The organism is Massilia niabensis (genome assembly GCF_042655085.1).
In the GTDB taxonomy this organism is placed as follows: Bacteria; Pseudomonadota; Gammaproteobacteria; order Burkholderiales; family Burkholderiaceae_D; genus Telluria; species Telluria niabensis.
In genome coordinates this window covers 370,250-395,508 of record NZ_JBHSMU010000009.1, presented here as the reverse complement: position 1 = coordinate 395,508, position 25,259 = coordinate 370,250, and the positions used below count along the sequence as shown (strand labels likewise).

Sequence of the window (25,259 nt, the reverse complement as noted above, 5' to 3'; positions counted from 1 at the left end):
CCCACGGTGCGCGGCGTTCCGACGGGCATTGCTACAATGCCTATTCCCCCACCCCGCCTTTCCGATGCGACGCCTACTCGCCCTCCTCCTCCTCTTGACCGCCCTGTTCCACGGCCTCGCGCGTGGCGCATCCGGGCAGGCAGCGGCCCTGTTCGAGCGCGACTGGCAGTGGCAATTGCACACCCACCCCGAATACGCGACCACGCTCGGCGACCGGCGCCATAACGACCGCCTCTCCGACACCTCGCTGGCCGCCAGCCGCGCCGCGCGCGAGACTGCGAAAACCATGCTCGAGGAAGCACGCGCCATCGAGCGTGCCAAGCTCGAGCCGGAGGAGCGGCTCTCGCTCGACTTGTTCATCTTCGACAAGGAGCGCCAGCTCGCCCTGCTCGCTTTTCACCCGTTCGACCCGCAGCCTTTGAGTGCCTGGGACGGCCTGCACGTGCGCCTGCCGCGGCTGGTCGCGCAGACGCCCTTCGCGACCGCCGAGGACTACCGCAACTACATCGCCCGCCTGCACGCCCTGCCGGCGCACGTCGACGGGCTGGTCGAGCAGCTGCGCGAAGGCATGCGCACCGGCTGGACGGCGCCAAAGGCGAGCGTGCGTGCCGTGCCCGACCTGCTGCGCGCGATGCGCGAGAAACTGCCGGAAGGCCCGCTCGCGGCGCCGTTCAGGCGCGTTCCCGGCACCCTGGACGCGAAGCTGCGCGAGGAACTGGTCGCCGCCGGCATGGCCGCGCTGGCGCAGGATGCGGCGCCGGCCTTGCGCAAGCTGGAAGCGTTCATGCACCTTGAATACCTGCCGGCGGCGCGCGAGGCGCCAGGGGCCAGCAGCCTGCCGGGCGGACCGGGTTATTACGCTTTCCTCGCCCGGCGCGCCACCGGCAGCGAACTGACGCCGGAGCAGTTGCACGCCCTCGGCCTGAAGGAAGTGGCGCGCATCCGCGCCGCGATGGCCACGGCGGTGCAGCGCACGGGCTTTAACGGCACCCTGCCCCAGTTCCTGGCGTTTGCGCGCAGCGACCGGCGCCTGTTTGCGCGCGACCCCGAGGTGCTCCTCGGCCGCTACCGCCGCGTCATCGAGCGCGCCAGCGCGCGCCTGCCTGCGCTGTTCGGCACGATTCCTGTCGAGGAGATCGGCGTCAAGCGGCTCGGCCAGCCAGGCGCGGCCGGGCAAGTGGCCGCCTATTACGAAGCCGGCACGCCGCAGCGCAGCGCCGCGCTGGTGGTCAATACCGAGCGCCTCAGGACCCACCCCTTGTGGGAAGTCGAGACGCTGGCGCTGCACGAGGCGCTGCCCGGCCACCACCTGCAAGTGGCGCGCGCCAAAGCCCTGCGCGCGCTGCCGGCGTTTCGCCGCCACCGCTGGGACGACGCTTTTGGCGAAGGCTGGGCCACCTATGCCGAGAGCCTGGGGCCGGAACTTGGCTTTTTCCGCGACCCGTTTTCACGCTTCGGCTACCTGAACGACGACATGTTCCGCGCCGCGCGGCTGGTGGTCGACACCGGCATCCACGCGCTCGGCTGGTCGCGGGCGCAGGCGATCGACTACCTGAACGCGCATACGGCCAACGCCCCGTTGGACAACGAGGTCGAGGTCGACCGCTACATCGCCCAGCCGGCGCAGGCGCTGAGCTACAAGGCCGGCCAGCTGCGCATCCAGGCCTTGCGCGAGCGGGCGCAGGCCGCGCTCGGCGCACGCTTCGACCTGCGGCGCTTCCACGATGCGCTGCTCGGCAATGGCGCGCTGCCGCTGGTGCTGCTCGAGCGCGAAATGGACGGGTGGCTGTCCGGGCAGCTCCCCGCGCAGCCTGCCGAAAAAAACGGCACAGTGCCGGACCCGGCGCCCGCCAAGGGCGCCAACGCCGCGCCCGCCAAGCCGCCCGCTCCCGCCGCTGCCAGGGTTCCCGGCGATGCCACCGAGGCCGGCAAGGCAGAAGGCGGCATCGTGCTGCCGTCCACGCCCCCGCCGCAAGCTGCCAGCCCCCCTTCGCCGGCGTCCCATTGAGCCTTTTCGACACGACGGGTGAACCCATCAGAAATTGACCGGCCGCCGACACGCTGGCGCATTTTCGGTTACTCTCTGCACCAATTGATAGAGCAGTATAAGAAAGGAAACACCCGTGTCGAACCAACTGACCCGCCGCCTCGCCCTGCTGGACGACGACGCCCATCGCGGCCTGCTCGGCCAGGGCCTGCGCGGCATCGAACGCGAGACCTTGCGCATCGACCGCGAGGGCCGGCTCGCGCGCACGCCTCATCCGGTCCAGCTCGGCTCGGCGCTGACCCATCCGCAGATCACCACCGACTACGCCGAAGCGCTGCTCGAATTCATCACGCCCGCCGAGCACGACATCGGCCTGGCCCTGCACCGCCTGGACGCGATCCACCGTTTCGCGTATTCGAAGCTGGGCGACGAGATGCTGTGGAGCGAATCGATGCCCGGCGAACTGCCGCCCGAGGAAGAGATCGAGATCGGCTGGTACGGCAAATCGAACATCGGCATGCTCAAGCACGTGTACCGACGCGGCCTGGCCCTGCGCTACGGCAAGGCGATGCAGTGCATCGCCGGCATCCACTACAACTATTCGCTGCCGGAACAGCTGTGGCAGGTGATCCGCGAGAACGACGGCATTCCCGAGGAGCGCCGCAGTGCGCTGCGCGACTTCCAGTCCGAAAGCTACATCGCCACCATCCGCAACTTCCGCCGCTACGCCTGGCTCCTGATGTACCTGTTCGGCGCTTCGCCGGCGCTGACGAAAAGCTTCCTGCGCGGCCGTCCGCACACGCTGGAAACGCTGTCCGACGACACCTTGTTCCTGCCGTATGCGACCAGCCTGCGCATGAGCGACCTGGGCTACCAGAACGACGCCCAGTCGGGCTTGCGCCCGCACGAGAACAGCCTGGAAAGCTATGTCACCAGCCTGATGGACGCGGTGAACCGCCCATATGCGCCCTACGCGGCCATCGGCACCAAGCGCGACGGCGAATGGATCCAGCTCTCGACCAACGTGCTGCAGATCGAGAACGAATACTATTCGACGATCCGCCCGAAGCGTGTGATCCGTACCGGCGAGCGTCCGGTGCAGGCGCTGTGCAACCGGGGCGTGCAGTACATCGAAGTGCGCTGCCTCGATGTCGACCCGTTCGAGCCGATCGGCATCGGCATCGAGACCGGCCGCTTCCTCGACGCCTTTTTACTGTTCTGCGCGCTGGACGAAAGCCCGCTGCTGAGCGCCGCCGAGGGCGAGGTCCACGCCCGCAATTTCGCCCGCACCGTGAAGGAAGGCCGCCGTCCGGGCCTGACCCTCACGCGCGGCGGCGAGGAAGTGCCGCTGCAGGCCTGGGCCGACGAGCTGATCGAACGCATCCGCCCGCTGGCGCGCCTGCTCGACGCGGAGCACAACGAATCCGGCGTGCACGAAGCGGCGCTGGCGCAGCAAAAGGCGAAGGTCGCCGATCCCTCGAAAACGCCGTCGGCGCGGGTCCTGGCCGAAGTGCGCGCACTCGGCTCGGCCGCCGCGTTTGGCTTGCGCCAGAGCGAGCTGCACGCAGCCTACTTCCGCGAAAGCCCCCTGATGCCGGCCGAGGAAGCGGCGTTCGCCGAACAGGCGGCCGCTTCGCTGGCGGAACAGGCGATCATCGAGGGGAGCGACAAGGTCAGCTTCGACGATTTCGTTGCCGCTTATAACAGCAGTACACTGTGCGGCAATCACTGACGTCGTGCTGGCCGCGAATACCCCTTGCTCACTTTTTATAACGAACACCATGCCCAGCACCGCGGGCCGCTTGTACCCTACCGCGGCGACATGGTGCCTCGTCATGAACAGGCCAAGGTGGGGGAGCAAGTCGGAGGGGAGCAAATCGGGCTCGTCCTGGCCGAACTGCAGCGCCGCGGCCTGGGCGAGATCGTCACCCCACACCGCGCGCCGCTGGTCTCGCTCGAACGCATCCACACCCCCCGTTACCTGCACTTCCTGCGCAGCGCCTGGAGCGAGTGGATCGCGCTCGACCCGGCCAACAGCGCTCGCGACGCCGTCGCCTCTCACTGGCCGATCCGCACCCTGCGCAGCGACCTCGAACCCGACAGTTTTGCGGGGCGCCTCGGCCTGTATTCGATGGACGCCGCCACGCCGCTCACGGGCGGCACCTGGAACGCGGCCAAGACCGGCGCCGACTGCGCCATCAACGCGGCCCACGCGCTGCGCCTGGGCGAGCGCGGCAGCTTTGCGCTGACCCGCCCCGCCGGCCACCATGCCGGCGCCGATTTTTTCGGCGGCGGCTGCTTCCTGAACAATGCGGCCCTCGCCGCCCAGCACCTGCTTGATGACGGCATGCGGCGGGTCGCGATCCTCGACCTCGGCTACCACCACGGCAACGGCACCCAGGGCATTTTCTATGGCCGCAACGACGTGCTGTTCGTCTCGCTCCACGCCGACCCGCGCAGCAACTACCCGTTTTATCTTGGCCACCTCGATGAAACCGGCATTGGCGCCGGCCTCGGCTACAACATCAACCTGCCGCTGGCACGCGGCGCCTCGGCGCCCGCGTGGTTCGCGGCGCTGGAAACGGCTTGCCTGCGGCTCGGCATGTTCGCCCCCGACGCCCTGGTCGTCTCGCTCGGCGTGGATACCTGCGCCGAAGCGGACGCGGGCTTCGGATTGAGCGGCGCGGATTATCTACGCATCGGCGAGCGCCTCGCCTGGCTCGGCCTGCCGACTGCCTTCGTGTTCGAAGGCGGGCCGGCGCAACCTGACATCGGCATTCATACGGTCAACGTGCTCGAAGGTTTCGAGACGTCCGCCTAGAGTGCCTAACAAAACCGCCATGGCTGCGTTGCATTCGTCTCGCCGTACTATCGTACTGTCTTCGACGATGCGCCTTGCCATGACGGTTTTGTTAGACCCTCTTAATATTTAGAAATCATGCAAAAAACACCCTCGATCGAATGGCAGTGGTGCAGCTTCGCGGAGCTGACCGGTGCCCAGCTGTACGAAGTGCTGGCCCAGCGCCAGCAGGTTTTTATCCTGGAGCAGACCTGCCTGTATCCCGACATCGACGGCTACGACCTCGATGCGCACCACCTGCTCGGCTGGCGCGACATCGGCGGGCGGCGCGTGCTGGTGGCCTATTTGCGCTGCCTGGCCCCGGGTGCGAAATACACAGAGATGTCGCTCGGCCGCGTGCTCACCACGAACGACGCGCGCCGCGGCGGCGTCGGGCGCGAGCTGCTGGCGCACGGCATCCAGTACGCCGAACAGCTGCATCCCGGCCACCGCATCCGCATCGGCGCCCAGCAATACCTGGAAGCCTTCTACCAGGGCTTCGGCTTCGAAACCGTTTCCGCGCCTTACGATGAAGACGGCATCATGCACATCGACATGCTGCGCTAAGTCCCTCCCCTGGCGCGCCGACGCGCCGCCGCCGCCATGCCGATACCCATGAGGCCGGCCAGCCAGAGCGCGGCCGGCTGCGGCTCGGGTATGGCCGGAATCGGGTCGAGCCGCACTGCCCGGCAGTCGCCGAACGCGGTGCAGGCATACGCGGCAATCTGCCCGGCGTCGTTGATGCCGGTGGCGTCCAGCACGGTCCATTCGCCGCGGCGCTCGACGAGCAGGTTCAGGTCGAACATGGTGCCGTCGCGGTACAGGAAGGCGCTCGAAAAATCGACGCCCGGCACGTGGTCGGCATAGGTCGAATAACCCACCACCATGCCGGCCTCGTTCAGGGCGCGCGCCTCGGTCAGGGCGCCGCCGAGCGAGCCGATGTCCTGCATGACGCCGTCGCTGTAGAGGAAGGCGTGCTGGATGTCGTCGTCAATAAAACTGGTGCCGGCGACCTCCCCGGCGTCGTTGATGGCCGCGGCCGCGCTCGACGGGCCGCCGAGCGTGCCGAGGTCGCGCATGGCGCCGTCGCGATACAGGAAGGCGCGGTAGGCCGAAAAATCGGCGAGGAAAGAGGAGCCGACGACCTCGCCCGCCGCGTTGATGCCGGTCGCGCGCGCCGAATTGGCACCCAGATTCCCGATATCGCGGGCCACGCCGCCGCTGTACAGGAAGGCGTGGTCTTCGCCGGCGTCATCGACCCAGATGCCGGCCACCTGCCCCCTGGCATTGACGCCGGTGCCGCTGCTGGCGCCCCCGAGCTGGCCGATGTCGCGCAGCGCGCCGCCCCGGTACAGGAAAGCGTGGCTGCTGCCATCGGGGCGGGCGGCGCTGCCTGTGACAAGCCCGTTGTCGCTGAGCGCCAGTGCGTTGCCTGACTCGCCGCCGAGTGTGCCGATGTCGAGGACGGCCGCGCCATCCAAGACGACCGCGCGGCCGGCCAGCTGGCCGGCGATGCGGCCGGCCTTGTCGATCGCGGCAGGCGACGAGTTTTCGGGGCCGAACACGATGGTATAGGCCTGCGCCAGCGCCGCCGTGTGCACACAGGCAAACAGTAAGGGGGCAAACAGCGAGGCCAGCAGCCGGCGGAAACAACACCCAAGCAAACGTGTGCGCAGAGACATGACGGCCCCCGGGATCGTTAGCGGAATCTCAAGGATGTCGCAAGGGCCGGCGCCAACATCTGCGCCATCTCACGTGTGCGCGCGATCGCACACCCCCCTGCAGGTCATTCGACCCGGATGAGCTCCACGTCGAACACGAGCCCGGCGTCAGGCGGAATCGACCCGTTGCCGGTGCGGCCATAGGCGAGGCTGGCGGGAATCGCCAGGGTGCGCTTGCCGCCGACCTTCATGCCGGCCAGGCCCTGGTCCCAGCCGGGAATCACGGCGCCCTGGCCGAGCGGGAAGCTGATGGTCCCGCTATCGAACTGCGTGCCCTTGTTGTTCACCGCCGTCGTGCTGTACAGCCAGCCTGTGTAGGTGACGGTGAGGCGCTTGCCGGCGGTGGCGACCGCGCCGGTACCGACCACGCTGTCGGTGACGATCAGGGTGGCCGGGCTGGCGACGGCAACGGCTGGGACGCTGTCATCGTCACCGCCACCGCCGCAGGCGGAGAGGCTGAGGACGACGGCGCAGGCGGCGGCAAGGAAGGTCAGTTTCATTTGCATCGGAATCGTGGAGTAGATAGGTATAAATAGGTGCAAGCCGGACAGCAACGCACCTTATCGGATTGCTGCTGCCCGGACTGTCCGCTTTTTGTCCGGCTTTTGTATCAAATCTCGACCTGGGTACCGAGTTCGATGACGCGGTTGCTCGGGATCTGGTAGTAGTCGGCGGCGCCGCGCGCATTGCGCGACATGATCACGAACAGCTGTTCGCGCCATGGCGCCATACCGCCGCCCGGCGCCGAGATCACGGTCTGGCGCGCGATGAAGAACGAGGTTTCCATCATCTCGAACGGCAGGCCCACATTCGCGCAATAGCTCATCACGCCAGGGATGTCGGGTTCGTCCTTGAAGCCGTAATGGATGTTGAGCTGGAAGCAGTTATGGCCCAGTTCGACCACCTGCACCTGCTCCTCTGGCAGCACCCAGGGTTCTTCGCGGATATGCACCGTCAGGAAGACCACGCGCTCGTGCAGCACCTTGTTGTGCAGCAGGTTGTGCAGCAGCGCATGCGGCACGCCATCGGTCTCGCCGCGCAGGAAAATCGCGGTGCCGTGCACGCGCGTCGGCGGCCCCACGAACAGCGATTGCAGGAAGGCGTCGAGCGGAATGGCATGCTTTTCCAGGTTCTGGAACACCAGTTCGCGGCCGCGCTTCCAGGTCAGCATGCCGGTCAGCAGCACCGCCCCCAGCAGCAGCGGGAAAAAGCCGCCGTGGAACAGTTTGAGGGTGGTCGACGCGAACAGCATGATGTCGATCACGAGGAAAAAGCCGGTGGCGCCGATGCACAGTACCAGCGGCAGTTTCCAGCGGTAGCGGGTGACAAAAAAGGTGAGGATGGTGGTGGCCATCATGGTCGCGGTGACGGCGATGCCGTAGGCACCGGCCAGCTCCTCCGAGGAACCGAAGCCGATCACGGCAATCAGTACCACGATCAGCTGCAGCCAGTTCACGGCCGGGATGTAGATCTGGCCGATCTGGCTTTCCGAGGTGTGCAGGATGCGCATGCGCGGTAATAAGCCTAAAGCAATGGCCTGCTTGGTCATTGAATAAGTGCCGGAGATGGTCGCCTGCGAGGCGATCACGGCGGCCATGGTCGACAGGATCACGAGCGGGATCACGCTCCAGGTGCCGAGCTGGTGGAAGAACGGGTTGTCGATCGCGGTCGGATCGGCGATCAGGAGGCCGCCCTGGCCGAGGTAGTTCAGCGTCAGCGCCGGGAAGGCGATCATGAACCAGGCCAGGCGGATTGGCCGCTTGCCGAAGTGGCCCATGTCGGCGTACAGAGCTTCGGCGCCGGTCACGGCGAGCACGACCGCACCCAACGCGACGAAGGCCAGGAATTTGTTCTCCAGCATGAAGCGCAGCGCGTGATACGGGTTGAGCGCGTTCAGGATCACCGGCGACTCGATGATGTTGACGATACCCATCGCCGCCAGGCTGACGAACCAGACCAGCATGATGGGACCGAAAAAGCGACCGATGCCGGCGGTGCCGTGGCGCTGCACGCTGTACAGGGCCACCAGCACGACGATGGTGAGCGGCACCACGTAATGGGCCATGCCGGGCGCGGCCACTTCCAGCCCCTCGATGGCGCCCAGCACGGAAATGGCGGGGGTGATCACGCTGTCACCGTAGAACATGGTGGCGCCCAGCACGCCGATGACGAGCAGCGGGAAGTGCCAGCGGGAGTGGCGCGTGACGGAATTGAGCGCCAGCGCCATCAGGGCCATGATACCGCCCTCGCCGCGGTTGTCGGCGCGCAGCACCAGCGTCACGTACTTGAGCGAGACGATGATCGTCAGGCTCCAGAAAATCAGGGAAATGATGCCCAGGATGTTGGGGGTGGTCAGCGCCAGGCCGTGCTCGGGATCGAAGATGGCGCGCAGTGTGTACAGGGGGCTGGTGCCGATGTCGCCATACACGATTCCGACCGCGGACAGGGTCAGTGCCGCAATGCTGCTTTTCTTATTTTCTGACGTCAAGATTGCACCATTCTTCTATTCTGGTGCGCCGCACCATAAAAGATCGACAATAAAATTGCAAGTAGATTTCGTCAGGCATCATACACCTGTGCAAAATCGGGGCCGTGCCAGCGGGGCCCTGCCATATCAGGGATAATGCTGTCCCTGCAATCTGTCCCTCTCCCCCATGCGTACCGGCATCTTTTCCGCCGCCCTGGCCTTCCTGTGCTGGGGCCTGTTCCCGATTTATTTTCATGCCGTTAAAGAAGTGCCGGCGATGCAAATCCTGGCGCACCGCATGCTGTGGTCGCTCGCCTTTTTGCTGATCGTGCTGGCGCTGCGGCGTCAGTGGAGCTGGCTGGGGCAGGTACGCCAGCCCCGCATTTTCTGGAACTTCGTCGCCTCGGCGGTTCTGCTGAGCGCCAACTGGCTGGTCTATATCTGGGCCGTGAACAATGGTCACGTGATCGAGGCCAGCCTTGGCTATTTCATCAACCCGCTGGTGAACATCATGTTTGGCTACCTGTTGCTGAAAGAGCGCCTGCGCCGCGTCCAGTGGACCGCGATTGCGCTGGCCGCCATGGGCGTGGCCTGGCTGACCTGGCAATCGGGTTCGGTGCCATGGATCGCGCTGTTCCTGGCCGCGTCGTTCGGCGCCTATGGTTTGCTGCGCAAGACCGCCGCGCTTGGCGCGCTCGAGGGCCTGTCGTTCGAAACCATGCTGCTGTTCCCGGTCGCGGCAGGCTATGTTGCCTGGTTGACGCTGCATGGCGACAATGCGTTCCTGAATACCGCCTCGGAGTCGACGCGCTGGCTGCTGGTGGCGTCCGGGCCGATCACGGCTATTCCGCTGCTGCTGTTCGCTAGCGGCGCGCGCCAGATTCCCCTCTCGATCCTGGGATTGCTGCAATACCTGGCGCCAACGATCCAGTTCCTGCTGGGCGTGTGGCTGTTCAAGGAAGCGTTCAGCGCCGACCGGTTGGTCGGCTTCGCGATGATCTGGGCGGCGCTGGCGCTGTATGCCTGTGAAGGACTGTTCCAGCGCAACTAGGCGGTCCAGGCCGCGAAAGTTTCGCGCTAGGGGGTGCCCCCGGGCGCCCTTCTATCGTATCCTGTGCACCTTGATTTTCTACAGATACAAAAATGGCCAATTACGTCTATACCATGAACCGCGTGGGCAAAATCGTCCCGCCGAAACGCCAGATCCTGAAAGATATTTCGCTGTCGTTCTTCCCAGGTGCGAAGATCGGCGTGCTGGGCCTGAACGGCTCGGGCAAGTCGACCCTGCTGAAGATCATGGCGGGCATCGACACCGACATCCAGGGCGAAGCGCGCCCGATGCCGGGCCTGAACATCGGCTACCTGCCGCAGGAACCCCAGCTCGACCCGGAAAAGACCGTGCGCCAGGAAGTCGAATCGGGCCTGGGCGAAGCCTTTGAAGCGCAGGCCAAGCTGGAAGCCGTGTACGCGGCCTATGCCGACGAAGACGCGGACTTCGACGCCCTTGCCAAGGAGCAGGAACGCCTGGAATCGATCATCTCGTCGTCCGACGGCGGCAACCTGAATTTGCAGCTGGAAATGGCCGCCGACGCGCTGCGCCTGCCGCCATGGGATGCCAAAATCGGCGTGCTCTCGGGTGGCGAGAAGCGCCGCGTGGCGCTGTGCAAACTGCTGCTCTCAAAACCCGACATGCTGCTGCTCGACGAACCGACCAACCACCTGGACGCGGAATCGGTCGAGTGGCTCGAGCAATTCCTGCTGCGCTTCCCGGGCACCGTGGTCGGCATCACCCACGATCGCTACTTCCTCGACAATGCCGCCGAATGGATCCTGGAACTGGACCGCGGTTCGGGCATCCCATGGAAGGGCAATTATTCTTCCTGGCTGGACCAGAAGCAGGCGCGTTTGAAACAGGAAGAGTCGACCGAGTCGGCACGCCAGCGGGCGCTGCAGAAGGAACTCGAATGGTCGCGCCAGAATCCGAAAGCACGCCAGGCCAAGTCGAAGGCGCGTCTCGCACGGTTCAACGAACTGTCGGAATTCGAATACCAGAAGCGTAACGAGACCCAGGAGATTTTTATCCCTGTGGCCGAACGCCTGGGCAACGAAGTCATCGAGTTCAAGAACGTCTCGAAAGCTTTTGGTGATCGCCTGCTGCTCGACAACGTGTCGTTCACCGTGCCGCCAGGCGCGATCGTCGGCATCATCGGCCCGAACGGCGCCGGTAAATCGACCCTCTTTAAAATGATCGCGGGCAAGGAACAGCCGGACAGCGGTGAAGTCGCCATCGGCAAGACCGCGCGCATCTCGCTGGTCGACCAGCACCGCGACGACCTGGCCAACAACAAGAGCGTGTTCGAGGACGTCACCGCCGGCGCCGACATGCTCAGCGTCGGCCGCTTCGAAATGCCGTCGCGCGCCTATCTGGGCCGCTTCAACTTCAAAGGTTCGGACCAGCAAAAAATCGTTGGTAACCTGTCCGGTGGCGAACGCGGCCGCCTGCACCTGGCGAAGACGCTGCTGCAAGGCGGCAACGTCCTGCTGCTGGACGAACCGTCGAACGACCTCGACGTGGAAACCCTGCGCGCGCTGGAAGACGCCCTGCTGGAATTTGCCGGCAGCGTGATGGTGATCTCGCACGATCGCTGGTTCCTGGACCGGATCGCAACGCACATCCTGGCCTTCGAGGGCAATTCGCAGGTGACCTTCTTCGACGGTAACTATCAGGAATACGAAGCCGACAAGAAGAAGCGCCTCGGCGAAGAGGGAGCAAAACCGAAGCGGATCCGCTACAAGCCGCTGACGACCTGATCGCCACGTCTGCAGGAGGAGGGTTCCTGCAGTGTGAACATACGAAAGCGGGTATCGGCATAGCGCCGGTACCCGTTTTTTTTTCGTGGTCGGGCGTGTCGTTTGCCCCTCACATCTTTATCAATATGATATGTTTCATCCTTCGATTGCTCGGAGGAAAATATGCGCATCCCGTCCATTGCTGCCGTGCTCGCACTCCTGTTGACACAGGCAACAGCGGTCGCTGCCGCGAGCGAGGGCGTCGCTATCCTTGTGCGGCGCAACGCACCTGATGCGCTTGAAATCAGCTATGCGCTGCCGCCCGGGTGCACCCGGCTCGCTTTCCTGAAGAATGGTGCAGGCGCCGGGACGATCCGCTCGCGCTGGCAGTCGCTCGACGGCGCGACGGCCACGGCCGATACACTTGCGCGCGGCGCGGCAACGCCCACAGCCCCTACGCTGCGCTTTCGTGTACCGGTCACCAGCGACAAGGTGACCGGTTACCCCGGTTCGTTTCCGGTCGGCGAAGCCATCTATGCGCATATGACGAACTATGCGGTCGGCCCCCAGTGCGGCCCGGTCCGCTACCGCTTTGCCGCGGCCGGCAGCATTGCCACGGCGCGTGCATTGTTTGACGGCGAGGCCCCTGCCGACGGCGACGCGCCCGCCTTGCTGTTCCTGGCGCGCCGCTCACGCAATGGCAGCCTCGATTACATTGACCCGGCACTCAGCGCCGCCTCCGCGGCCCAGATCCACAGGGTCGCCGACGACACGGCGGCACTGCTGCGCAAGCGCCTGTCCGGGATGGAATTCAAACGTCCCATCATCGCGGCGGCGTCCGCCAGCGAACCGGGCGGACCCAACATCGGCGGCAATGCCGGGGAGATCCTCCTGCTTTCCCTGTTCAACTGGCCGCGTGCCCCGCAACCCGAGCACACGCGGCTGATGACCAAGCTGGTAGCGCACGAAATGAGCCATCGCTTCCAGCTGCGCGACGCGGTCGACCCCTATCCGGACGCCCGCCTGATCCATGAAGGCATCGGCGAATTCTTGCGCTGGCGCGTGTCGCTCGAGCAGGGCTGGCTGACACCGGAACAAGCCGGCCTTGAAGTCGACGAAGCGCTCGCCCGCTGCATGCTCCTCACCGGCGAGCGACCCTGGCGCGTGCTGTCGCAGCGCGAGATCGGCGCTAATTGGCTCGAATACAGCTGCGGCCTGCCGATGCTGGTCTATGCGCTCGCCGCACGCGAGGACGGCGGCAGCGGGTATGCCCGGATCGAGGCGTTCTACCGCCAGCTCGGCCGTGGTGTCCAGCCCGATTTCGCCGTGGCCATGGAATGTGGAGATGCGGCGGCCTGTAGGCCAGCGATGCTGCCGGCCCTGCTGTCGGGACCGGGGGCGATGCGCACGCAGTGGGTCGCCATGCTCGATGCCAGCGCACTGGCAAGACGGCAGGCGCCCCGCCAGTCACAGCTTGATGCCCAGACCCTGCAGGCCATCACCGCCTTGGTGGAGGAAGATTGTAACAGCAGCAGCATCACCCCGACCGCAACAAGCGTGCTCGTCGATACGCTGCCGGCGTGCCGCACCATCCGCCTCGATGTCGTCGTCGAGCGCGTCGAAGGCGTCCCCCTGTTCGGCGACGCGGCTACCTTGCCGGCCATGGTCGCCGCCTGCCGTGCGCGGGGCGCGGTGACGCTTGGCATGAAAGACGGCAGCGCCCTGGCTGTGCCGTGCCGGACGCCTTACCAGCCCCTGCCTTATTTCTACGCGGCTGATATGCAAAAGATCATGCAGCGGCTGCAACCTTAGGCGCGGCGCAGTACTGCCGCGTCCGGCCGGGTAGCCCGCGCCCAGGGTGCGGCTACAGACTAGCGAAGGCATATGGTTTACACGCGGAAATGGAACGCGGTCGCGCAAAAGTCGTGTGTAGAATCAATCGCTGATGAGGCTAATAGTTCCTGCCTCCCATTTGCGCCAATCGGCATGGCGATCATCCTCGATTGGCACACTTTGCCCATGACTCACTACCGCGACAACCGGGTTCCTGGTGGAACCTTTTTCTTCACGGTTCGGCTGTTGGACCGTGGCAGTACCCTGTTGACCGACCATATTTCCGCGTTTGGCGAGGCGATCCGCCAGGCGCGCGTGCGCAAGCCCTTCCATGTCGACGGCTGGGTGGTGCTGCCCGACCACGCCCACGCGATGTGGACACTGCCGCCGGGCGACCACGACTGCTCGAGCCGCTGGCGCGCGGTGAAGATTGCGTTTTCGAAAGCCTTGCGCAAGTCGCTCGCGGGCGCCGGGCTGGACGGCGCCATCTGGGAACGTCATTACCAGGAGTTCCGGGTCTCTGGCGACGCCGACTATGCCGCCCTGATCGACTACATGCATACCAACCCCGTGCGTCACGGACTGTGCCCGTCCGCCTGCGACTGGCCATGGTCATCGGTGCACCGCTTCATTGCGTCGGGGTTTATGGCGCGCGAGACGGAAACGGTGCCGGTGCCGCCGCCCTGGGCGCTGGGGCGGCCAGGGGGGATAGGAGCGGCGCCGCCGTTGTCATGACCCACCCGGATCGATCGTCACCAAAAGAAAAAAGGGCCCGCAGGCCCTTTTTTGTTTCTACTGACTTGATCGCTTAGAAGTTGTACTTCGCGCCGATGGTCAGGACGTCCGGCTTGGCGCCGAAGTTGGTCTTCTTGCCGTAGCGCTCGTACTCGGCGATCAGCGAGACTTGCTGGTTCAGCGCGTGCTGCACGCCGACGCCTGCATACACGGCGTTATCGCTGACTTTGCGGGCGATGCCTGGCGTATTCGCGGTCATTTCGCGCTTGGTGTGGGCCACGCCCAGCTTGCCGTAGATGCCGGTCTGCTCATTGAGCGGCATGGTGGCCTTGCCGGCGAGGTAAGCACCGTAGCCGTCGGCTACGGCAACGCCGGGTACGCCATTGGCGGTGTAGTTGGCGCGCGATTTGCGGAAGTCGGTATAGCCGGCTTCAACGCCAAAGGTCTGGTCGAGTTCCACACCACCGAACAGTTTGCCCGATCCTTTCCAGCCGCTGCTGGAGACGTTGTTGGCGCCCGAGATGCGATAGTCGCTCTCGACGGTGGCAACACCGGCGCCGATGTACGCGCGCTGTGGCGTCATGTTCTGGGCCTGGGCTGCTGCCATGGCGGCGGTACCTGCGATCAGTGCAAAGATGAGCTTTTTCATACGAGAATCCTTTATGACGTTGTTGGACTGGCTCGCGATGCCTAGTGAATCGCGATGTGTCCAAGATAACACTGCAAAAAGATTACGTCCGTCCGTATTCCGTAAGAAGTGTAATCGAATGTAACATTACTGACTTATAGTTCAGTTATTTTTAGCCGCAAATGCATGCATATACGCTCGCGTTAAACGACATACCTGAAGGTCAGGTTGATGCGTGTACCAAGGGGGCGGGTTGATTTATTGATGCCGTGGAGCCAGTTTTCCTGGGTGGCGCCAGCCATCAGCAACAGGCCGCCATCGGTCAACGGGACGCGGAGGGTATCTTTGTTGCGTTTATGCCGCAGCATCAGGGTGCGGGTGGCGCCGAAACTGAGCGAGGCGATGACCGGCCCGGGACCGAGTTCCGGCTCGTCGTCGCTGTGCATGCCCATGCTGTCGCGCTCGTTACGGTACAGGTTGAGCAGTACGCTGTTGAAGCGCCCCTTGCTGGCCGCCTCGACGGCAGTGCGCAGTTCCAGCAGCAAGGGCGTCCACGGCAGCGGCTCGAGGCGCAGGCCGGAATAGGTATAGCTGGCGTCGCCGTACCAGGCGGTCAGGCGCGGCTGCGGGTGGCGCTTGCCGAACACGACAACCGTTTCGGCACGCCAGGGCGTCTCGGCCAGCAGGCGCGCGAACACGGCATCGTTGGGATACGCCAGCGGCAGCTGGGCAAGCCACGCCAGTTCACCGTCTTCGATAGGAATTGGCACGGGGGTGCCGAGGGAGTTGAACAGGTCCACAATGCATCACGCAAGAGTAGCAAACGGCAATTCTTGCATGAATCAGGACGCTGTTGGTTGGAACGCGGATGAGAGCGCCTGACACGACCCTCAGGGCAAGGCCCAAGGGCGAGGCGCCTCGTCGAAGACAGTACGCTAGTACGGCGAGACGACGCAACGCCGCCATGGGGGCGTGCGCGCAGCGCACGTCGATTTGTTGTGTAAGGCGCTCTCAGGCGTAGGCTTCGGCCATGGTCATCACGCGCGGCGTGACGCTGATGCCCAGGCTGCCGAACAGGCTGTCGATCGAGGCCAGGTTAGCGCTGCACTCTTCCGGCTTCCAGCCTTTGAACAGGTCGGTGCCGTCTTTCTCGAAATGCAGGTCGAGCACGCGGCCGCCGTCGCGGTGGGTGTAGTTCTTCTGGTAAGTGCCCTTGAAGCCGAGCTCGGCGAGCGCCCCGAGGACCGCCTGGGGCGCGTTATCCGGATCCGTCGCCAGGTAGACACCAAAGGTTTTGCCTGGCGGCTTGGCGGCCACATCCACTTCATAAATGCCGGGCGCCCTGGTGGTCGCGGTACTCTTCAAAAACAGCATGTTGCCTCCTACGCAGCGAACCGGCCGGGCGCGACGCGCACCAGTCACCGGACCTCACGGATTCCACGGGAGAGCTTATTGCCGTTCGGAAAATTTGTCGATTCCTAGATCAATATATTTTGCTCTAGTGCATCACTTAGTGTGTCAATAGCCCAACGACGGTGCCGGCCACCAAGGCGCCGCTTGCCACCATGCCAAGCACGAAGCCGGCTTCGCGCCGCGCCGGATCGCGGTAATAGCCGAGCGCGTACAGGATGCGCGCGCCGCACCAGAGCAGGCCGCCCCCTGCCGCCCAGGCGTCGCCCAGGTACCAGGCGCACAGCCACAGCGGGCCCAGGACGATCGGCAGCTGCTCCAGGGTATTGGCCTGCACCCGCTGCGCGCTCTGGAAGGCGGCCGGGCCGTCCATCAGGGGGGCCGGCACCTTGTATTTGACGCGTGCCCAGCCGGCCATGACGCCGGTCCAGACATAAACGCCGAGGACGGCCAGCGTGGCCCAGGCAGTGAGGTGCATCGGTACTCCTTGATGAAGAAGGATCAGGCTTCGCCGCGCCGCTTGCGGGCCGCGAGCGCGGTGGTGGCGTCGACCAGGGCGTCGTACAGCTCGGCGGTGGGCAGGTCCCACGCTTTCAGCGCCTCGTGCTGGCGCGCCACGGTGGCGAAATCGCCGCGCGCGACCGGGCCGCTGAGGGCGCCGGCAGGCCCGAGCCGGAACACGTTGGCCAGGGTTTCGCTGGCCAGCGGATGCGCCAGCTCGCGCGCCACCGCTTCCGGTACGCCGGCCGCCGCATAGGCGCGCAGCGCCGCGTCGAGCACCGTCACCAGGTAATTCGACGCGAACACCGATGCCGCGTGGTAGACGGTCTTGGCGGCGGCGTCGATGGGAACCAGGCACGCGCCGATGTTCTCGAAAGCCGGCGCCAGCAGGGCCAGCGCGGCTGGGTCCCCTTCCATTCCGCACCAGGTGCCGTCGAAGGCAGCAGCCACCAGGGCGGGATCGGCGAAACTGCGCACCGGGTGCACGCTGGCGACCTGGGCACCGGCCTCGCTTGCCGGATGCAGCTCGCCCGACGACTTGGCGCCGCTGCAATGGAACACGATGGCGCCTTTCAACAGCCCGGCTCCTGCCAGCGCCGCGCACACGGGGGCGATCTGGTCGTCGCTGACCGCCAGCATCCACACTGCAGCCGGGCGCAGCTCGCCCAGCGTGCCCGCGGCGCGGCCGGCGCCGATAAAATGCACCGCGTCGTGGGCGCTGGCCGCGGAACGGGTCAGCACGTCCTGCACTTCGAACACGCCCTGGGCGGCAAACAGCCGGCCCAGCACGCGGCCGACATGGCCGGCGCCGACGATGTTGAGCGTCGCCGCCATCAGAACCCGGTGCCCGGCTGGCCCAGGTAGTGCAGCTCGTCGGCGGTGGAAGCGCGCCCGAGGATCGGGTTACGGTGCGGGAAGCGGCCAAAGCGCGCGATCACGCCGCGGTGGCGGTGCGCATAGTCGAGCGTTTCCGTAAAACCCTCGTGTTCCAGCGCCAGGCGCCCGAACAGCTCGACCGCGCGTTCCTGCATGCGCGCGTCCTCGGCATGCTCGAAGGGCATGTAGGCAAAGGCGCGCTGCTGGGGTTCGAGCTGGCGGTCGGCGCCGCTGTCGACCACGGCTTGGGCGGCACTCAGGGCCAGCAGGTCGCCGGCAAAGGCTTCGGGCTTGCCGCGGTACGCGTTGCGGGTGAACTGGTCGAGCACGAGGATGCGCGCGAGCGTGCCTTCGGGGCCTTGCAGGTCCCATTCGCGCAGGCCGCCGGCCAGCGCCTGGGCAATGAGCGCGCCGAAGCGCGCCGCGATCTCGGCGTCGAAGGCGGCATCCTTGCGGAACCACTCGGGGCGCGCCTTGCCGTAGCCGGCGTGCGCGCGCGGCAGGAACCAGAAATCGAGTACGTCTTGAGCCGTCATGGTGCTATTTCCGTTTTGTTTTTAATTTCTTGCATGCGAGAGCTGGAAACCTTCGACCCCCTCGAAGGAGGACAGTTCGGCTGCCAGTTCGGTAAGCGTGGCGCGGTTATGGCGCGACAGCGCCAGCGCCACGAAACGCCATTCCTGGCCGCCGGCCGTGCTGGCGATCGTCAGCGAGCTGCCGGCGATCGTGTAGCCGCGCTCGAGGGCCGCGTCGCGCAGCGCTTCCTCGCGCGGCAGGAAGTCGCGGCGAAAGCGCAGCATCACCGCCACCGCACGGCGCGACGGCAGTACCGCCTCGACCTTGTTCAGGTAAATCATGATCATGGCCGAGAAAAAGGCCAGTCCCATCGCCGCCAGGTAAAAGCCGACGCCGACCAGGATGCCGATCACGGACGAATTCCAGATCGAGGCGGCAGTCGTCAGGCCGCTGATATTAAAACCTTCACGCATGATGACGCCGGCGCCGAGGAAGCCGATGCCCGTTACCACGCCCTGCATCACGCGGGTCGGGTCGACCACGCCGATGGCGCCGGTCTGGCCGCCGAACCACATTTCAGGATAGCCGCTGACGATGGTCAGCGCGCACGAGGCCATGCACACCAGTCCATAGGTGCGCATGCCGGCGGCGCGCCCGTGGTACGAGCGCTCGTAGCCGACCAGCAGGCCCAGGCACAGGGAGCCGGCCAGGTGCAGCAGGATGACGCCATTGGTTGCGATTTCGGCCGGTGACCAGTACGGGGAAAACACTTCAAACGTCGGCATGGCGTCTTTCGGTGGAGGCTTGTGGAAGCCTCAAGGCTTCTTGCGGACCAGCTGTTTTTCGAACGCGACGTCGTACTTGCTGACGCGCTTGACCTCCTGCGGCCCGAGCTTGTTGACGAACTGGACGAAGTCATCCAGTTCCAGCGGCGGGCACAGGGGGGGCGAACCGGGCGTCTCGGACAGGTAGAACAGGCCGTCGGCGGTGCGCGCCATCGAGTAGCCGGTCTGGCCGGTACGGCGTTTCAGGCGATCGACGGCGGAGCTGGCGCGGGTGGAGCGGGCGGACACCATGTCACACCTCCTGCGTGCGCAGCACGAGCCAGTCGCGCGCGGCGCCCGACACGTGCGGCAGCAGGCGCTCGCGCACTTGCGCGTGGTAGCTGTTGAGCCACTGCAGCTCATGCGGGTAGAGCAGCGCCAGGTCGAGGCAGCGGGTGTCGATCGGGCACAGGGTCAGCGTTTCGAAGCGCAGGAACTCGCCGAATTCACCCTGTGTGGAGGGGACGTTCAGCACCAGGTTCTCGATGCGGATGCCCCAGCGCCCCGGTTTATAAATGCCCGGTTCGATCGAGGTGATCATGCCCGGCTCCATCGCCGTATGCGGGTCGGGCGCGGCGGATGGCGAGATGACCTGCGGCCCTTCGTGCACGTTCATAAAATAGCCGACGCCATGGCCGGTGCCGTGGCCGTAATCGACGCCCGCCGCCCAGATCGGGGCGCGCGCGATGGCGTCCAGCAGCGGCGAGCGGGTGCCGCGCGGGAACTGGGCACTGGAGAGCGCCATCATCCCCTTCAGCACCAGGGTGAAATCGCGCTTGTGGTCCGGCGTGATTGTCCCGACCGGGACCACGCGCGTGATGTCGGTGGTGCCGCCCAGGTACTGGCCGCCCGAATCGATCAGGAGCAGGCCGTCGCCCTTGATGACGGCGTGCGCCGCCGGTGTCGCGCGGTAGTGCATGATCGCGCCGTTGGCATTGAAGCCGGCGATCGTGCCGAAGCTCGGGCTGACAAAGCCCGGCCGGCGCGCACGCGCCGCCGTTATCTGCTGGTCGATGAGCAGTTCGGTCAGGGGTGCGCAGTCTGGGTCCAGGTCGGGGTCGGCCAGCGTGGCCTCCAGCCAGGAGAAAAATTCGCACAGCGCCGCGCCGTCCTGCTCCATCGTGGCGCGCACGTGCGCGGCCTCGGCATCCGTCTTGCGCGACTTGGCAAACGTGGTCGGGTTGATCGCCTCGACCACGCGCACACCCGCGGGCACGGCGGCGCGCATGCCGGCCGTGACGCGGCGCGGGTCGAGCAGCAGCGAACTGCCGTCCGGCAGCGCGGCCAGCGCTGCAGCCGCCGCGGCATACGGGGCCAGGTTGACACCCTCTTCCAGCAGTGTTGCGCGCAATGCGTCCGGCACTTTACCTTCGGCCACGAACAGCGTCGCCCCGTCGCGCTCGACAAGCGCGTGCGCCACGAACACCGGATTGAAACTGACGTCGGCGCCGCGCAGGTTGAACAAATACGCGATGTCGTCGAGCGTCGACAGGAACAGGCGCTCGGCGCCCAGGGCTTCCATCGCGGCGCAGGTGGCGGCCAGCTTGTCGGCACGCGCCAGGGTCGCGTACGGCGCTTCGTGTTCGTAGAGCGGTTCCGTCGGCAGGCCCGGGCGGTCAGTCCAGATGTCGTCCAGCAGGTCGAGGTTGGTGCGGAGCAGGACGCCGCGTGCACTCAGCGCCTCTTCCAGCAGGCGCGCCACGGCCAGGCCCAGCACACGGGCGTCGACCGCCACCGTCTGCCCGGGCTGCATGTTCGCAGCCAGCCAGTCGATGTGCAGCAGGCTGGCGCCCGACGGAATCTTCATCAGCGCGATGTTCGAGCCAGCCAGTTCGGTTTCGGCCTGGGTCCAGTAGCGCCCGTCGGTCCAGACGCCGGCAAAATCGGCGGTGGCGATGAAGGTGCCGACCGAGCCGGTAAAGCCCGACATCCATTCGCGTCCCTGCCAGCGGCGCGGCAGGTATTCGGACAGGTGGGGGTCGCTCGACGGCAGGATAAACGCGTCGATACCGTGGCGCGCCATGGCGGCGCGCAGCTGTTCGAGCCGCGCTGCGCGCTCCGCAGTGCACTCGATGGTGAATTCATTCGTGGACATGGCTGGCTTCGATGTTATTCAAGCCACGTATGATACGCCGCAAACACCGACAATGGCGCGGGCGAATCTTGCGCAGAAACATCAACAGCGCAGGATCAGCTCATCCACGCGAGCGCATCGCCGCGCTCATCACCTCAGTCCGTGGCTGTGTTCCACAAGAAATTCAAGCGAGCGTAGGTTTGTTGCAAAGTTGCCGCATAATCGAGTTGGAGACATTCTTAGAACGATGACCATGCGAGATTTCCACCACACCCGCGCGCGTGCGCTGCTTGCGAATGCGCGCCAGATCGTCAGCCCCGAAGAAGTGCAAGCCGCCGTGCGGCACGTGGCCGATGTCCTGAACGAGCGCTTCGGCGCTCCCGGCAACACCACCTTCCCCCTGGTACTGGGCGTGATGGGTGGCGCTGTCGTCTTCACCGGCACCCTGCTGCCGCAACTCGGCTTCCCGCTCGAATTCGATTACATCCACGTCAGCCGCTATGGCGACGACGACCGGGGTGGCGAAATCGTGTGGAAGGTGATCCCGCGCCAGAACGTGGCGGGACGCACCATCGTCGTGGTCGACGACATCCTCGACGAAGGCGAGACCCTCGCCCACGTCAAGCAGCGCCTGCTCGACATGGGCGCTGCCGAGGTGATCGTCGCCGTGTTCGCGGACAAGGACCTGAAACGCAATAAACCGATCCGCGCCGACATCGTCGGCGTCACGCTGCCGAATGCCTTCGTGGTCGGCTTCGGCATGGATGTCTACGGCTACTGGCGTAACCTGCCGGCCCTGTACGCGATCCGCCAGGAAGATTTGAACACGGCCGACCCGGCGCCGGACTATCCGATTCCGGACGAAAAAGCCTCCTAAAGCGGGAGCTCGACGCGGGAAGGATTAACGCAGCGCCAAGCGCCGGCGTGCCGCGTCGTATTCGCTTGTCAGGCGCTCGACCATCTCGGCGACGGTCGGCACGTCATCCATCAGGCCCACGCCCTGGCCGGCGCCCCAGATGTCGCGCCAGGCCTTCGCCGTGCCGTCGCCAAAGCTCATCTTGCTCTTGTCCGATTCCGGCAGCGCTTCCGGGTCCAGCCCGGCATTGACGATCGATTTTTTCAGGTAGTTGCCGTGCACGCCAGTAAACAGGTTCGTGTACACGATGTCGGCCGCGCTGGATTCGACGATCGCCTCGCGATAGGACGCGCTGACGTTCGATTCCTGGGTCGCCAGCCAGCGCGAGCCGATGTAGGCGAAGTCGGCGCCCATCGCCTGCGCGGCGAGGATGGCGTCGCCGGTGGCGATCGCCCCGGACAGCGCCAGCGGACCGTCGAAGAACTTGCGCACCTCCCCCACCAGGGCGAACGGCGACAGCGCGCCCGCATGGCCGCCGGCGCCGGCCGCCACGAGGATCAGGCCATCCACGCCCGCCTCCAGCGCCTTTTGCGCGTGGCGGATCGAGACCACGTCGTGCAGGACGATGCCGCCATAACTGTGCACGGCGTCGAGCATTTCCTGGGGCGGGGCGCGCAGCGACGAGATGATGATCGGCACCTGGTGTTTGACGCAGACCTCGACGTCGTGCTCCAGGCGCGTGTTCGAGGCGTGCACGATCTGGTTCACCGCGATCGGGCCGATTTTTACGCCCGGGTTCGCGGCAGCGTAGTCGGCCAGTTCGCGCTGCAGGTCGGTCAGCCAGGTGTCGAGCAGCTCGGCCGGGCGGGCGTTCAGGGCCGGGAAGGAGCCGACGATGCCGGCCTTGCACTGCGCCGCGACGAGCGCCGGACCGCTGGCGATGAACATCGGCGAGGCGATGACGGGTAAGGACAGGTTTTGCAGGACGGTTGGCAGCGGCATGGGCGGCTTTCGGCGGTGGTTGATCGGATCGGCTGCCTGATTATAGGGTGAAAAAAGCACGATCGTGCTAGACCGGGCGCTCTAATTCAGGCGTCCAGCAGCCATTCGCCGTCGATGCGGGCGGCCTTGGCGCGGATCAGGGAGGCGGTAGCCCAGTTGGAGACGGAGGTGTAAGTGGCCATATCCATCAGCCGCATCGCACTGGCCACCACCGGGATCGACGCCAATATGCCCGGCAAATCAAGCAGCGCAATCCGCTGCCGCTCGAGCAGCAAAAACTTCACCATCACCTTCACCGCATTTTCCGCATTGCGCCTTGGGTCCCCCGCCAGGTAATCAAGCCGCGAGTAAGCGCGCGCCAGGGCCGCATCCACCTCCCCGAACATCCGCCCATGCCCCGGAATCACGACCTGTGCGTCCAGCGTGGCGATCAGGTCGAGCGTTGCGCGCGCTTCAACAAAACCCGGCTCCCCGGCCAGCTCGGGAAAGATCACCCCGAACCCGTTCTCCCACAGCGCGTCGCCGGAAATCAGGATGCCGTGACTGGCGCAGAACAGCAGCAGCGCGTGCGGATCGTGGCCGGGGGCGGCCAGCACTTCCCAGGACAGGTCGCCCAGCGATACACGGTCGCCCAGCGCCAGCAGCGCGTCGAAACCGAAACGGGCGCATTGCTGCCCGGTCGCGCGGTAGCTGAGCGCATCCTCGTCCCAGGCGGCGACCTTGGACGCTTCCGCCGCGGGAATCGCCGTATGGCAGCCATACGTGCCTTGTAATAGCGCATTGCCGCCGCAATGGTCCGAGTGCAGGTGGGTGTTGAGCAGGCGCGCGAGCGGGCGTTCGCCCAGGGCGTGGCGCACCAGCGCCAGCGTCTGCGGCGCGTGGGTCAGGTAGCCGCTGTCGACCAGCGCCGTATCAGCTTGCACATCGCGGCCCATGAACAGGACATTGTTCGACGACAGCCAGCCGCGCTCGAAGACCTGCATCGTGGCGGGCAGCTGGAATGTCATTTTTTTAACCGAAGTCGAGTTCCGACTCGCGGCGCCGGATCTCGGTCCAGACCGCGCGCTTGTAGTCGTCGCCGGCGCCACCCCAGGCCACGATCTCGTCGATCGTGCGCAGGCAGCCGCGGCATAGGCCGGTTGCCTTGTCCATTTCGCACAGGCTGATGCAGGGCGATGGTACCGGCGTCTGGAGTTCGGGAGGGAGGTTCATGCCGCCACCCCACCGTTTTTGCGCGCTACCCGTTCATTGAAACGCACCGGATCGATGACGCAACGCTCGTGCGTGCCTTCGCAGATGCGCTCGACGTCGTCCCAGGCCTGCACCCTGAAGCGCACGCGCTTACCGTCGACCTCGATGACTTCGCCCTCGATGCGCAGGGTCATGCCGGGCGGTGTCGGCGCAAGGTGCTGGAAGCTGACCATGGTGCCGAGGCTTTGTTCGCGCGGCCAGTCGAGGAAGGGCATCATGCCGTGCACGCAGGCCAGTTCCATCATGCCGACCAGGTAGCCGGTGGCCAGCACCTCGGGCATGTCGAGGCAAAACGGGGTGTCGTGGTACAGCTGCGGCACGGTGGCGCGCGGCGGGACGGTGTATTGCCACGCAAAGCGCAGGCCGGGTTGTAATTCTGGACTCATGGAGAAATAGATTACCCGATTCAAACGGATCGCGCTTGACCTCAAGGCTCAGGAGGGTACACTGGCGACATGTATTCACCATCCATGTGGATGGTAAGAGGATGGTTTGAAAGGATGGTGTAAGGATGCGGGGTGAAATTATGACGACGAACGAGCCGAAGCAAAAGCTGGCGGATTCGGAAAAGATCACGATCAACCTGGGAATGATCGACCTGGGCCAGATCGACCTTCTCGTGAGCGAGGGGTTCTACAGCAACCGTACCGACCTGATCCGAACAGCGATACGCAACCAGTTGAATACCCATGCCGAGGTGGTTCGGCAAACGGTTGCCCGCCGCAGCCTCGTGCTCGGCATGCACCACTATTCGCGCACCGACCTGGAAGCGGCGCAGCAGGCAGGCATCCGGCTCCAGATCCAGGTACTCGGCATGGCCAGTATTGCCAACGACGTCAGCGTCGAACTGGCGCTGGCCACCATTGAATCGATTTCGGTGCTTGGGGCGCTGCATGCCAGCAACGCCGTAAAAGCCGCATTGGCAGAGCGCATTCACTAGGCTCACTAA

General features: G+C 65.5%; 26 protein-coding genes. 10 read left to right on the top strand and 16 right to left on the bottom strand.

What is annotated here, in order from left to right:
- The first annotated feature begins 64 nt into the window (after positions 1 to 64).
- From ACFPN5_RS09965 to ACFPN5_RS09950, 4 genes are all read left to right on the top strand, one after another.
- Positions 65 to 2,008, top strand: coding sequence for a DUF885 domain-containing protein (locus ACFPN5_RS09965; RefSeq protein WP_379782676.1), 1,944 nt, complete (start codon positions 65 to 67; stop codon positions 2,006 to 2,008).
- A 115-nt stretch (positions 2,009 to 2,123) separates the two neighbouring features.
- Positions 2,124 to 3,719, top strand: coding sequence for a glutamate--cysteine ligase (gshA, locus tag ACFPN5_RS09960; protein ID WP_379782674.1), 1,596 nt, complete (start codon positions 2,124 to 2,126; stop codon positions 3,717 to 3,719).
- Positions 3,720 to 3,743: 24 nt separating this feature from the next.
- Positions 3,744 to 4,808, top strand: coding sequence for a histone deacetylase family protein (locus ACFPN5_RS09955; protein WP_379782672.1), 1,065 nt, complete (start codon positions 3,744 to 3,746; stop codon positions 4,806 to 4,808).
- Between the two features lie 117 nt (positions 4,809 to 4,925).
- Positions 4,926 to 5,393, top strand: a complete 468-nt coding sequence (locus ACFPN5_RS09950; protein ID WP_379782670.1) for a GNAT family N-acetyltransferase — start codon at positions 4,926 to 4,928, stop codon at positions 5,391 to 5,393.
- Here the strand turns inward: ACFPN5_RS09950 and ACFPN5_RS09945 are convergent.
- The 3 genes from ACFPN5_RS09945 to ACFPN5_RS09935 form a co-directional block, all read right to left on the bottom strand.
- Positions 5,390 to 6,508 carry a hypothetical protein gene (locus ACFPN5_RS09945; RefSeq protein WP_379782668.1) on the bottom strand — a complete coding sequence of 373 codons (1,119 nt, stop codon included), beginning with the start codon at positions 6,506 to 6,508 and terminating at the stop codon, positions 5,390 to 5,392. The genes ACFPN5_RS09950 and ACFPN5_RS09945 overlap by 4 nt on opposite strands.
- A gap of 104 nt (positions 6,509 to 6,612) precedes the next feature.
- Positions 6,613 to 7,047, bottom strand: a complete 435-nt coding sequence (locus ACFPN5_RS09940; RefSeq protein ID WP_379782665.1) for an FKBP-type peptidyl-prolyl cis-trans isomerase — start codon at positions 7,045 to 7,047, stop codon at positions 6,613 to 6,615.
- A 110-nt stretch (positions 7,048 to 7,157) separates the two neighbouring features.
- A complete protein-coding gene (locus ACFPN5_RS09935) occupies positions 7,158 to 9,035 on the bottom strand; it encodes a potassium transporter Kup (protein ID WP_379782663.1) in 1,878 nt (625 codons plus the stop codon).
- A gap of 166 nt (positions 9,036 to 9,201) precedes the next feature.
- On the opposite strand from ACFPN5_RS09935, the gene rarD reads away from it, so the two are divergent.
- The 4 genes from rarD to ACFPN5_RS09915 all read left to right on the top strand — a co-directional run bounded on the left by rarD (position 9,202) and on the right by ACFPN5_RS09915 (position 14,372).
- On the top strand, positions 9,202 to 10,065 hold the full coding sequence (gene rarD / locus ACFPN5_RS09930) for an EamA family transporter RarD (RefSeq protein ID WP_379782661.1): 864 nt from the start codon (positions 9,202 to 9,204) through the stop codon (positions 10,063 to 10,065).
- Between the two features lie 92 nt (positions 10,066 to 10,157).
- On the top strand, positions 10,158 to 11,825 hold the full coding sequence (gene ettA, locus ACFPN5_RS09925; protein ID WP_379782659.1) for an energy-dependent translational throttle protein EttA: 1,668 nt from the start codon (positions 10,158 to 10,160) through the stop codon (positions 11,823 to 11,825).
- Positions 11,826 to 11,987: 162 nt separating this feature from the next.
- Positions 11,988 to 13,616, top strand: coding sequence for a hypothetical protein (locus tag ACFPN5_RS09920; protein ID WP_379782656.1), 1,629 nt, complete (start codon positions 11,988 to 11,990; stop codon positions 13,614 to 13,616).
- A gap of 174 nt (positions 13,617 to 13,790) precedes the next feature.
- Complete coding sequence (locus ACFPN5_RS09915) at positions 13,791 to 14,372, top strand: REP-associated tyrosine transposase (RefSeq protein ID WP_417568505.1); 582 nt, start codon at positions 13,791 to 13,793, stop codon at positions 14,370 to 14,372.
- Positions 14,373 to 14,445: 73 nt separating this feature from the next.
- On the opposite strand, the gene ACFPN5_RS09910 is transcribed toward ACFPN5_RS09915, so the two are convergent.
- The 9 genes from ACFPN5_RS09910 to ACFPN5_RS09870 all read right to left on the bottom strand — a co-directional run bounded on the left by ACFPN5_RS09910 (position 14,446) and on the right by ACFPN5_RS09870 (position 21,222).
- Positions 14,446 to 15,021, bottom strand: coding sequence for a porin family protein (locus tag ACFPN5_RS09910; RefSeq protein ID WP_379782651.1), 576 nt, complete (start codon positions 15,019 to 15,021; stop codon positions 14,446 to 14,448).
- A 182-nt stretch (positions 15,022 to 15,203) separates the two neighbouring features.
- Positions 15,204 to 15,803, bottom strand: coding sequence for an alpha-ketoglutarate-dependent dioxygenase AlkB family protein (locus tag ACFPN5_RS09905; RefSeq protein ID WP_379783109.1), 600 nt, complete (start codon positions 15,801 to 15,803; stop codon positions 15,204 to 15,206).
- Positions 15,804 to 16,011: 208 nt separating this feature from the next.
- On the bottom strand, positions 16,012 to 16,374 hold the full coding sequence (locus ACFPN5_RS09900; protein ID WP_379782649.1) for a hypothetical protein: 363 nt from the start codon (positions 16,372 to 16,374) through the stop codon (positions 16,012 to 16,014).
- A gap of 136 nt (positions 16,375 to 16,510) precedes the next feature.
- Positions 16,511 to 16,888 carry an MAPEG family protein gene (locus ACFPN5_RS09895; protein ID WP_379782647.1) on the bottom strand — a complete coding sequence of 126 codons (378 nt, stop codon included), beginning with the start codon at positions 16,886 to 16,888 and terminating at the stop codon, positions 16,511 to 16,513.
- A gap of 23 nt (positions 16,889 to 16,911) precedes the next feature.
- The gene (locus ACFPN5_RS09890; protein ID WP_379782645.1) at positions 16,912 to 17,745 is read right to left on the bottom strand and encodes a Rossmann-like and DUF2520 domain-containing protein; all 834 of its coding nucleotides are present in this window, start codon (positions 17,743 to 17,745) and stop codon (positions 16,912 to 16,914) included.
- Positions 17,745 to 18,323, bottom strand: a complete 579-nt coding sequence (locus ACFPN5_RS09885; RefSeq protein WP_379782643.1) for a DUF924 family protein — start codon at positions 18,321 to 18,323, stop codon at positions 17,745 to 17,747. The genes ACFPN5_RS09890 and ACFPN5_RS09885 overlap by 1 nt, the downstream gene beginning before the upstream one ends.
- 21 nt (positions 18,324 to 18,344) lie before the next feature.
- On the bottom strand, positions 18,345 to 19,088 hold the full coding sequence (locus ACFPN5_RS09880) for an MgtC/SapB family protein (protein WP_379782641.1): 744 nt from the start codon (positions 19,086 to 19,088) through the stop codon (positions 18,345 to 18,347).
- A gap of 30 nt (positions 19,089 to 19,118) precedes the next feature.
- Positions 19,119 to 19,379 carry a hypothetical protein gene (locus ACFPN5_RS09875; RefSeq protein ID WP_379782638.1) on the bottom strand — a complete coding sequence of 87 codons (261 nt, stop codon included), beginning with the start codon at positions 19,377 to 19,379 and terminating at the stop codon, positions 19,119 to 19,121.
- 1 nt (position 19,380) lies between these two features.
- The gene (locus ACFPN5_RS09870; RefSeq protein ID WP_379782636.1) at positions 19,381 to 21,222 is read right to left on the bottom strand and encodes an aminopeptidase P family protein; all 1,842 of its coding nucleotides are present in this window, start codon (positions 21,220 to 21,222) and stop codon (positions 19,381 to 19,383) included.
- Between the two features lie 232 nt (positions 21,223 to 21,454).
- Here ACFPN5_RS09870 and ACFPN5_RS09865 point away from each other — a divergent pair, with 232 nt between their 5' ends.
- Positions 21,455 to 22,078, top strand: coding sequence for a hypoxanthine-guanine phosphoribosyltransferase (locus tag ACFPN5_RS09865; RefSeq protein WP_379782634.1), 624 nt, complete (start codon positions 21,455 to 21,457; stop codon positions 22,076 to 22,078).
- A 24-nt stretch (positions 22,079 to 22,102) separates the two neighbouring features.
- On the opposite strand, the gene ACFPN5_RS09860 is transcribed toward ACFPN5_RS09865, so the two are convergent.
- From ACFPN5_RS09860 to ACFPN5_RS09845, 4 genes are all read right to left on the bottom strand, one after another.
- Positions 22,103 to 23,059: an NAD(P)H-dependent flavin oxidoreductase gene (locus tag ACFPN5_RS09860; protein ID WP_379782632.1), complete on the bottom strand. Its 957-nt coding sequence runs from the start codon at positions 23,057 to 23,059 to the stop codon at positions 22,103 to 22,105.
- An 86-nt stretch (positions 23,060 to 23,145) separates the two neighbouring features.
- Entirely contained in the window at positions 23,146 to 24,066 is a 921-nt protein-coding gene (locus tag ACFPN5_RS09855) for an MBL fold metallo-hydrolase (protein WP_379782630.1), read from the bottom strand.
- Positions 24,067 to 24,070: 4 nt separating this feature from the next.
- Positions 24,071 to 24,271, bottom strand: a complete 201-nt coding sequence (locus tag ACFPN5_RS09850; protein ID WP_379782628.1) for a DUF1289 domain-containing protein — start codon at positions 24,269 to 24,271, stop codon at positions 24,071 to 24,073.
- On the bottom strand, positions 24,268 to 24,696 hold the full coding sequence (locus tag ACFPN5_RS09845) for a thioesterase family protein (protein ID WP_379782626.1): 429 nt from the start codon (positions 24,694 to 24,696) through the stop codon (positions 24,268 to 24,270). The genes ACFPN5_RS09850 and ACFPN5_RS09845 overlap by 4 nt, the downstream gene beginning before the upstream one ends.
- Before the next feature lie 140 nt (positions 24,697 to 24,836).
- On the opposite strand from ACFPN5_RS09845, the gene ACFPN5_RS09840 reads away from it, so the two are divergent.
- Entirely contained in the window at positions 24,837 to 25,250 is a 414-nt protein-coding gene (locus ACFPN5_RS09840; protein WP_379782624.1) for a CopG family transcriptional regulator, read from the top strand.
- Positions 25,251 to 25,259: the final 9 nt, after the last annotated feature.

What these genes read in the sequence shown, in the direction of transcription:
- ACFPN5_RS09915 (WP_417568505.1), top strand. Translation starts at nt 13,791, where the DNA reads ATGGCGATCATCCTCGATTGGCACACTTTGCCCATGACTCACTACCGC.
- ACFPN5_RS09950 (WP_379782670.1), top strand. Translation starts at nt 4,926, where the DNA reads ATGCAAAAAACACCCTCGATCGAATGGCAGTGGTGCAGCTTCGCGGAG.
- ACFPN5_RS09965 (WP_379782676.1), top strand. Translation starts at nt 65, where the DNA reads ATGCGACGCCTACTCGCCCTCCTCCTCCTCTTGACCGCCCTGTTCCAC.
- ACFPN5_RS09900 (WP_379782649.1), bottom strand. Translation starts at nt 16,374, where the DNA reads ATGCTGTTTTTGAAGAGTACCGCGACCACCAGGGCGCCCGGCATTTAT.
- ACFPN5_RS09890 (WP_379782645.1), bottom strand. Translation starts at nt 17,745, where the DNA reads ATGGCGGCGACGCTCAACATCGTCGGCGCCGGCCATGTCGGCCGCGTG.
- ACFPN5_RS09860 (WP_379782632.1), bottom strand. Translation starts at nt 23,059, where the DNA reads ATGCCGCTGCCAACCGTCCTGCAAAACCTGTCCTTACCCGTCATCGCC.
- ACFPN5_RS09845 (WP_379782626.1), bottom strand. Translation starts at nt 24,696, where the DNA reads ATGAGTCCAGAATTACAACCCGGCCTGCGCTTTGCGTGGCAATACACC.
- ACFPN5_RS09880 (WP_379782641.1), bottom strand. Translation starts at nt 19,088, where the DNA reads ATGCCGACGTTTGAAGTGTTTTCCCCGTACTGGTCACCGGCCGAAATC.
- ACFPN5_RS09865 (WP_379782634.1), top strand. Translation starts at nt 21,455, where the DNA reads ATGCGAGATTTCCACCACACCCGCGCGCGTGCGCTGCTTGCGAATGCG.
- ACFPN5_RS09870 (WP_379782636.1), bottom strand. Translation starts at nt 21,222, where the DNA reads ATGTCCACGAATGAATTCACCATCGAGTGCACTGCGGAGCGCGCAGCG.
- ACFPN5_RS09850 (WP_379782628.1), bottom strand. Translation starts at nt 24,271, where the DNA reads ATGAACCTCCCTCCCGAACTCCAGACGCCGGTACCATCGCCCTGCATC.
- ACFPN5_RS09940 (WP_379782665.1), bottom strand. Translation starts at nt 7,047, where the DNA reads ATGAAACTGACCTTCCTTGCCGCCGCCTGCGCCGTCGTCCTCAGCCTC.
- ACFPN5_RS09945 (WP_379782668.1), bottom strand. Translation starts at nt 6,508, where the DNA reads ATGTCTCTGCGCACACGTTTGCTTGGGTGTTGTTTCCGCCGGCTGCTG.
- ACFPN5_RS09910 (WP_379782651.1), bottom strand. Translation starts at nt 15,021, where the DNA reads ATGAAAAAGCTCATCTTTGCACTGATCGCAGGTACCGCCGCCATGGCA.
- ACFPN5_RS09875 (WP_379782638.1), bottom strand. Translation starts at nt 19,379, where the DNA reads ATGGTGTCCGCCCGCTCCACCCGCGCCAGCTCCGCCGTCGATCGCCTG.
- rarD (WP_379782661.1), top strand. Translation starts at nt 9,202, where the DNA reads ATGCGTACCGGCATCTTTTCCGCCGCCCTGGCCTTCCTGTGCTGGGGC.
- ACFPN5_RS09920 (WP_379782656.1), top strand. Translation starts at nt 11,988, where the DNA reads ATGCGCATCCCGTCCATTGCTGCCGTGCTCGCACTCCTGTTGACACAG.
- ACFPN5_RS09885 (WP_379782643.1), bottom strand. Translation starts at nt 18,323, where the DNA reads ATGACGGCTCAAGACGTACTCGATTTCTGGTTCCTGCCGCGCGCGCAC.
- ettA (WP_379782659.1), top strand. Translation starts at nt 10,158, where the DNA reads ATGGCCAATTACGTCTATACCATGAACCGCGTGGGCAAAATCGTCCCG.
- ACFPN5_RS09855 (WP_379782630.1), bottom strand. Translation starts at nt 24,066, where the DNA reads ATGACATTCCAGCTGCCCGCCACGATGCAGGTCTTCGAGCGCGGCTGG.
- ACFPN5_RS09895 (WP_379782647.1), bottom strand. Translation starts at nt 16,888, where the DNA reads ATGCACCTCACTGCCTGGGCCACGCTGGCCGTCCTCGGCGTTTATGTC.
- ACFPN5_RS09840 (WP_379782624.1), top strand. Translation starts at nt 24,837, where the DNA reads ATGACGACGAACGAGCCGAAGCAAAAGCTGGCGGATTCGGAAAAGATC.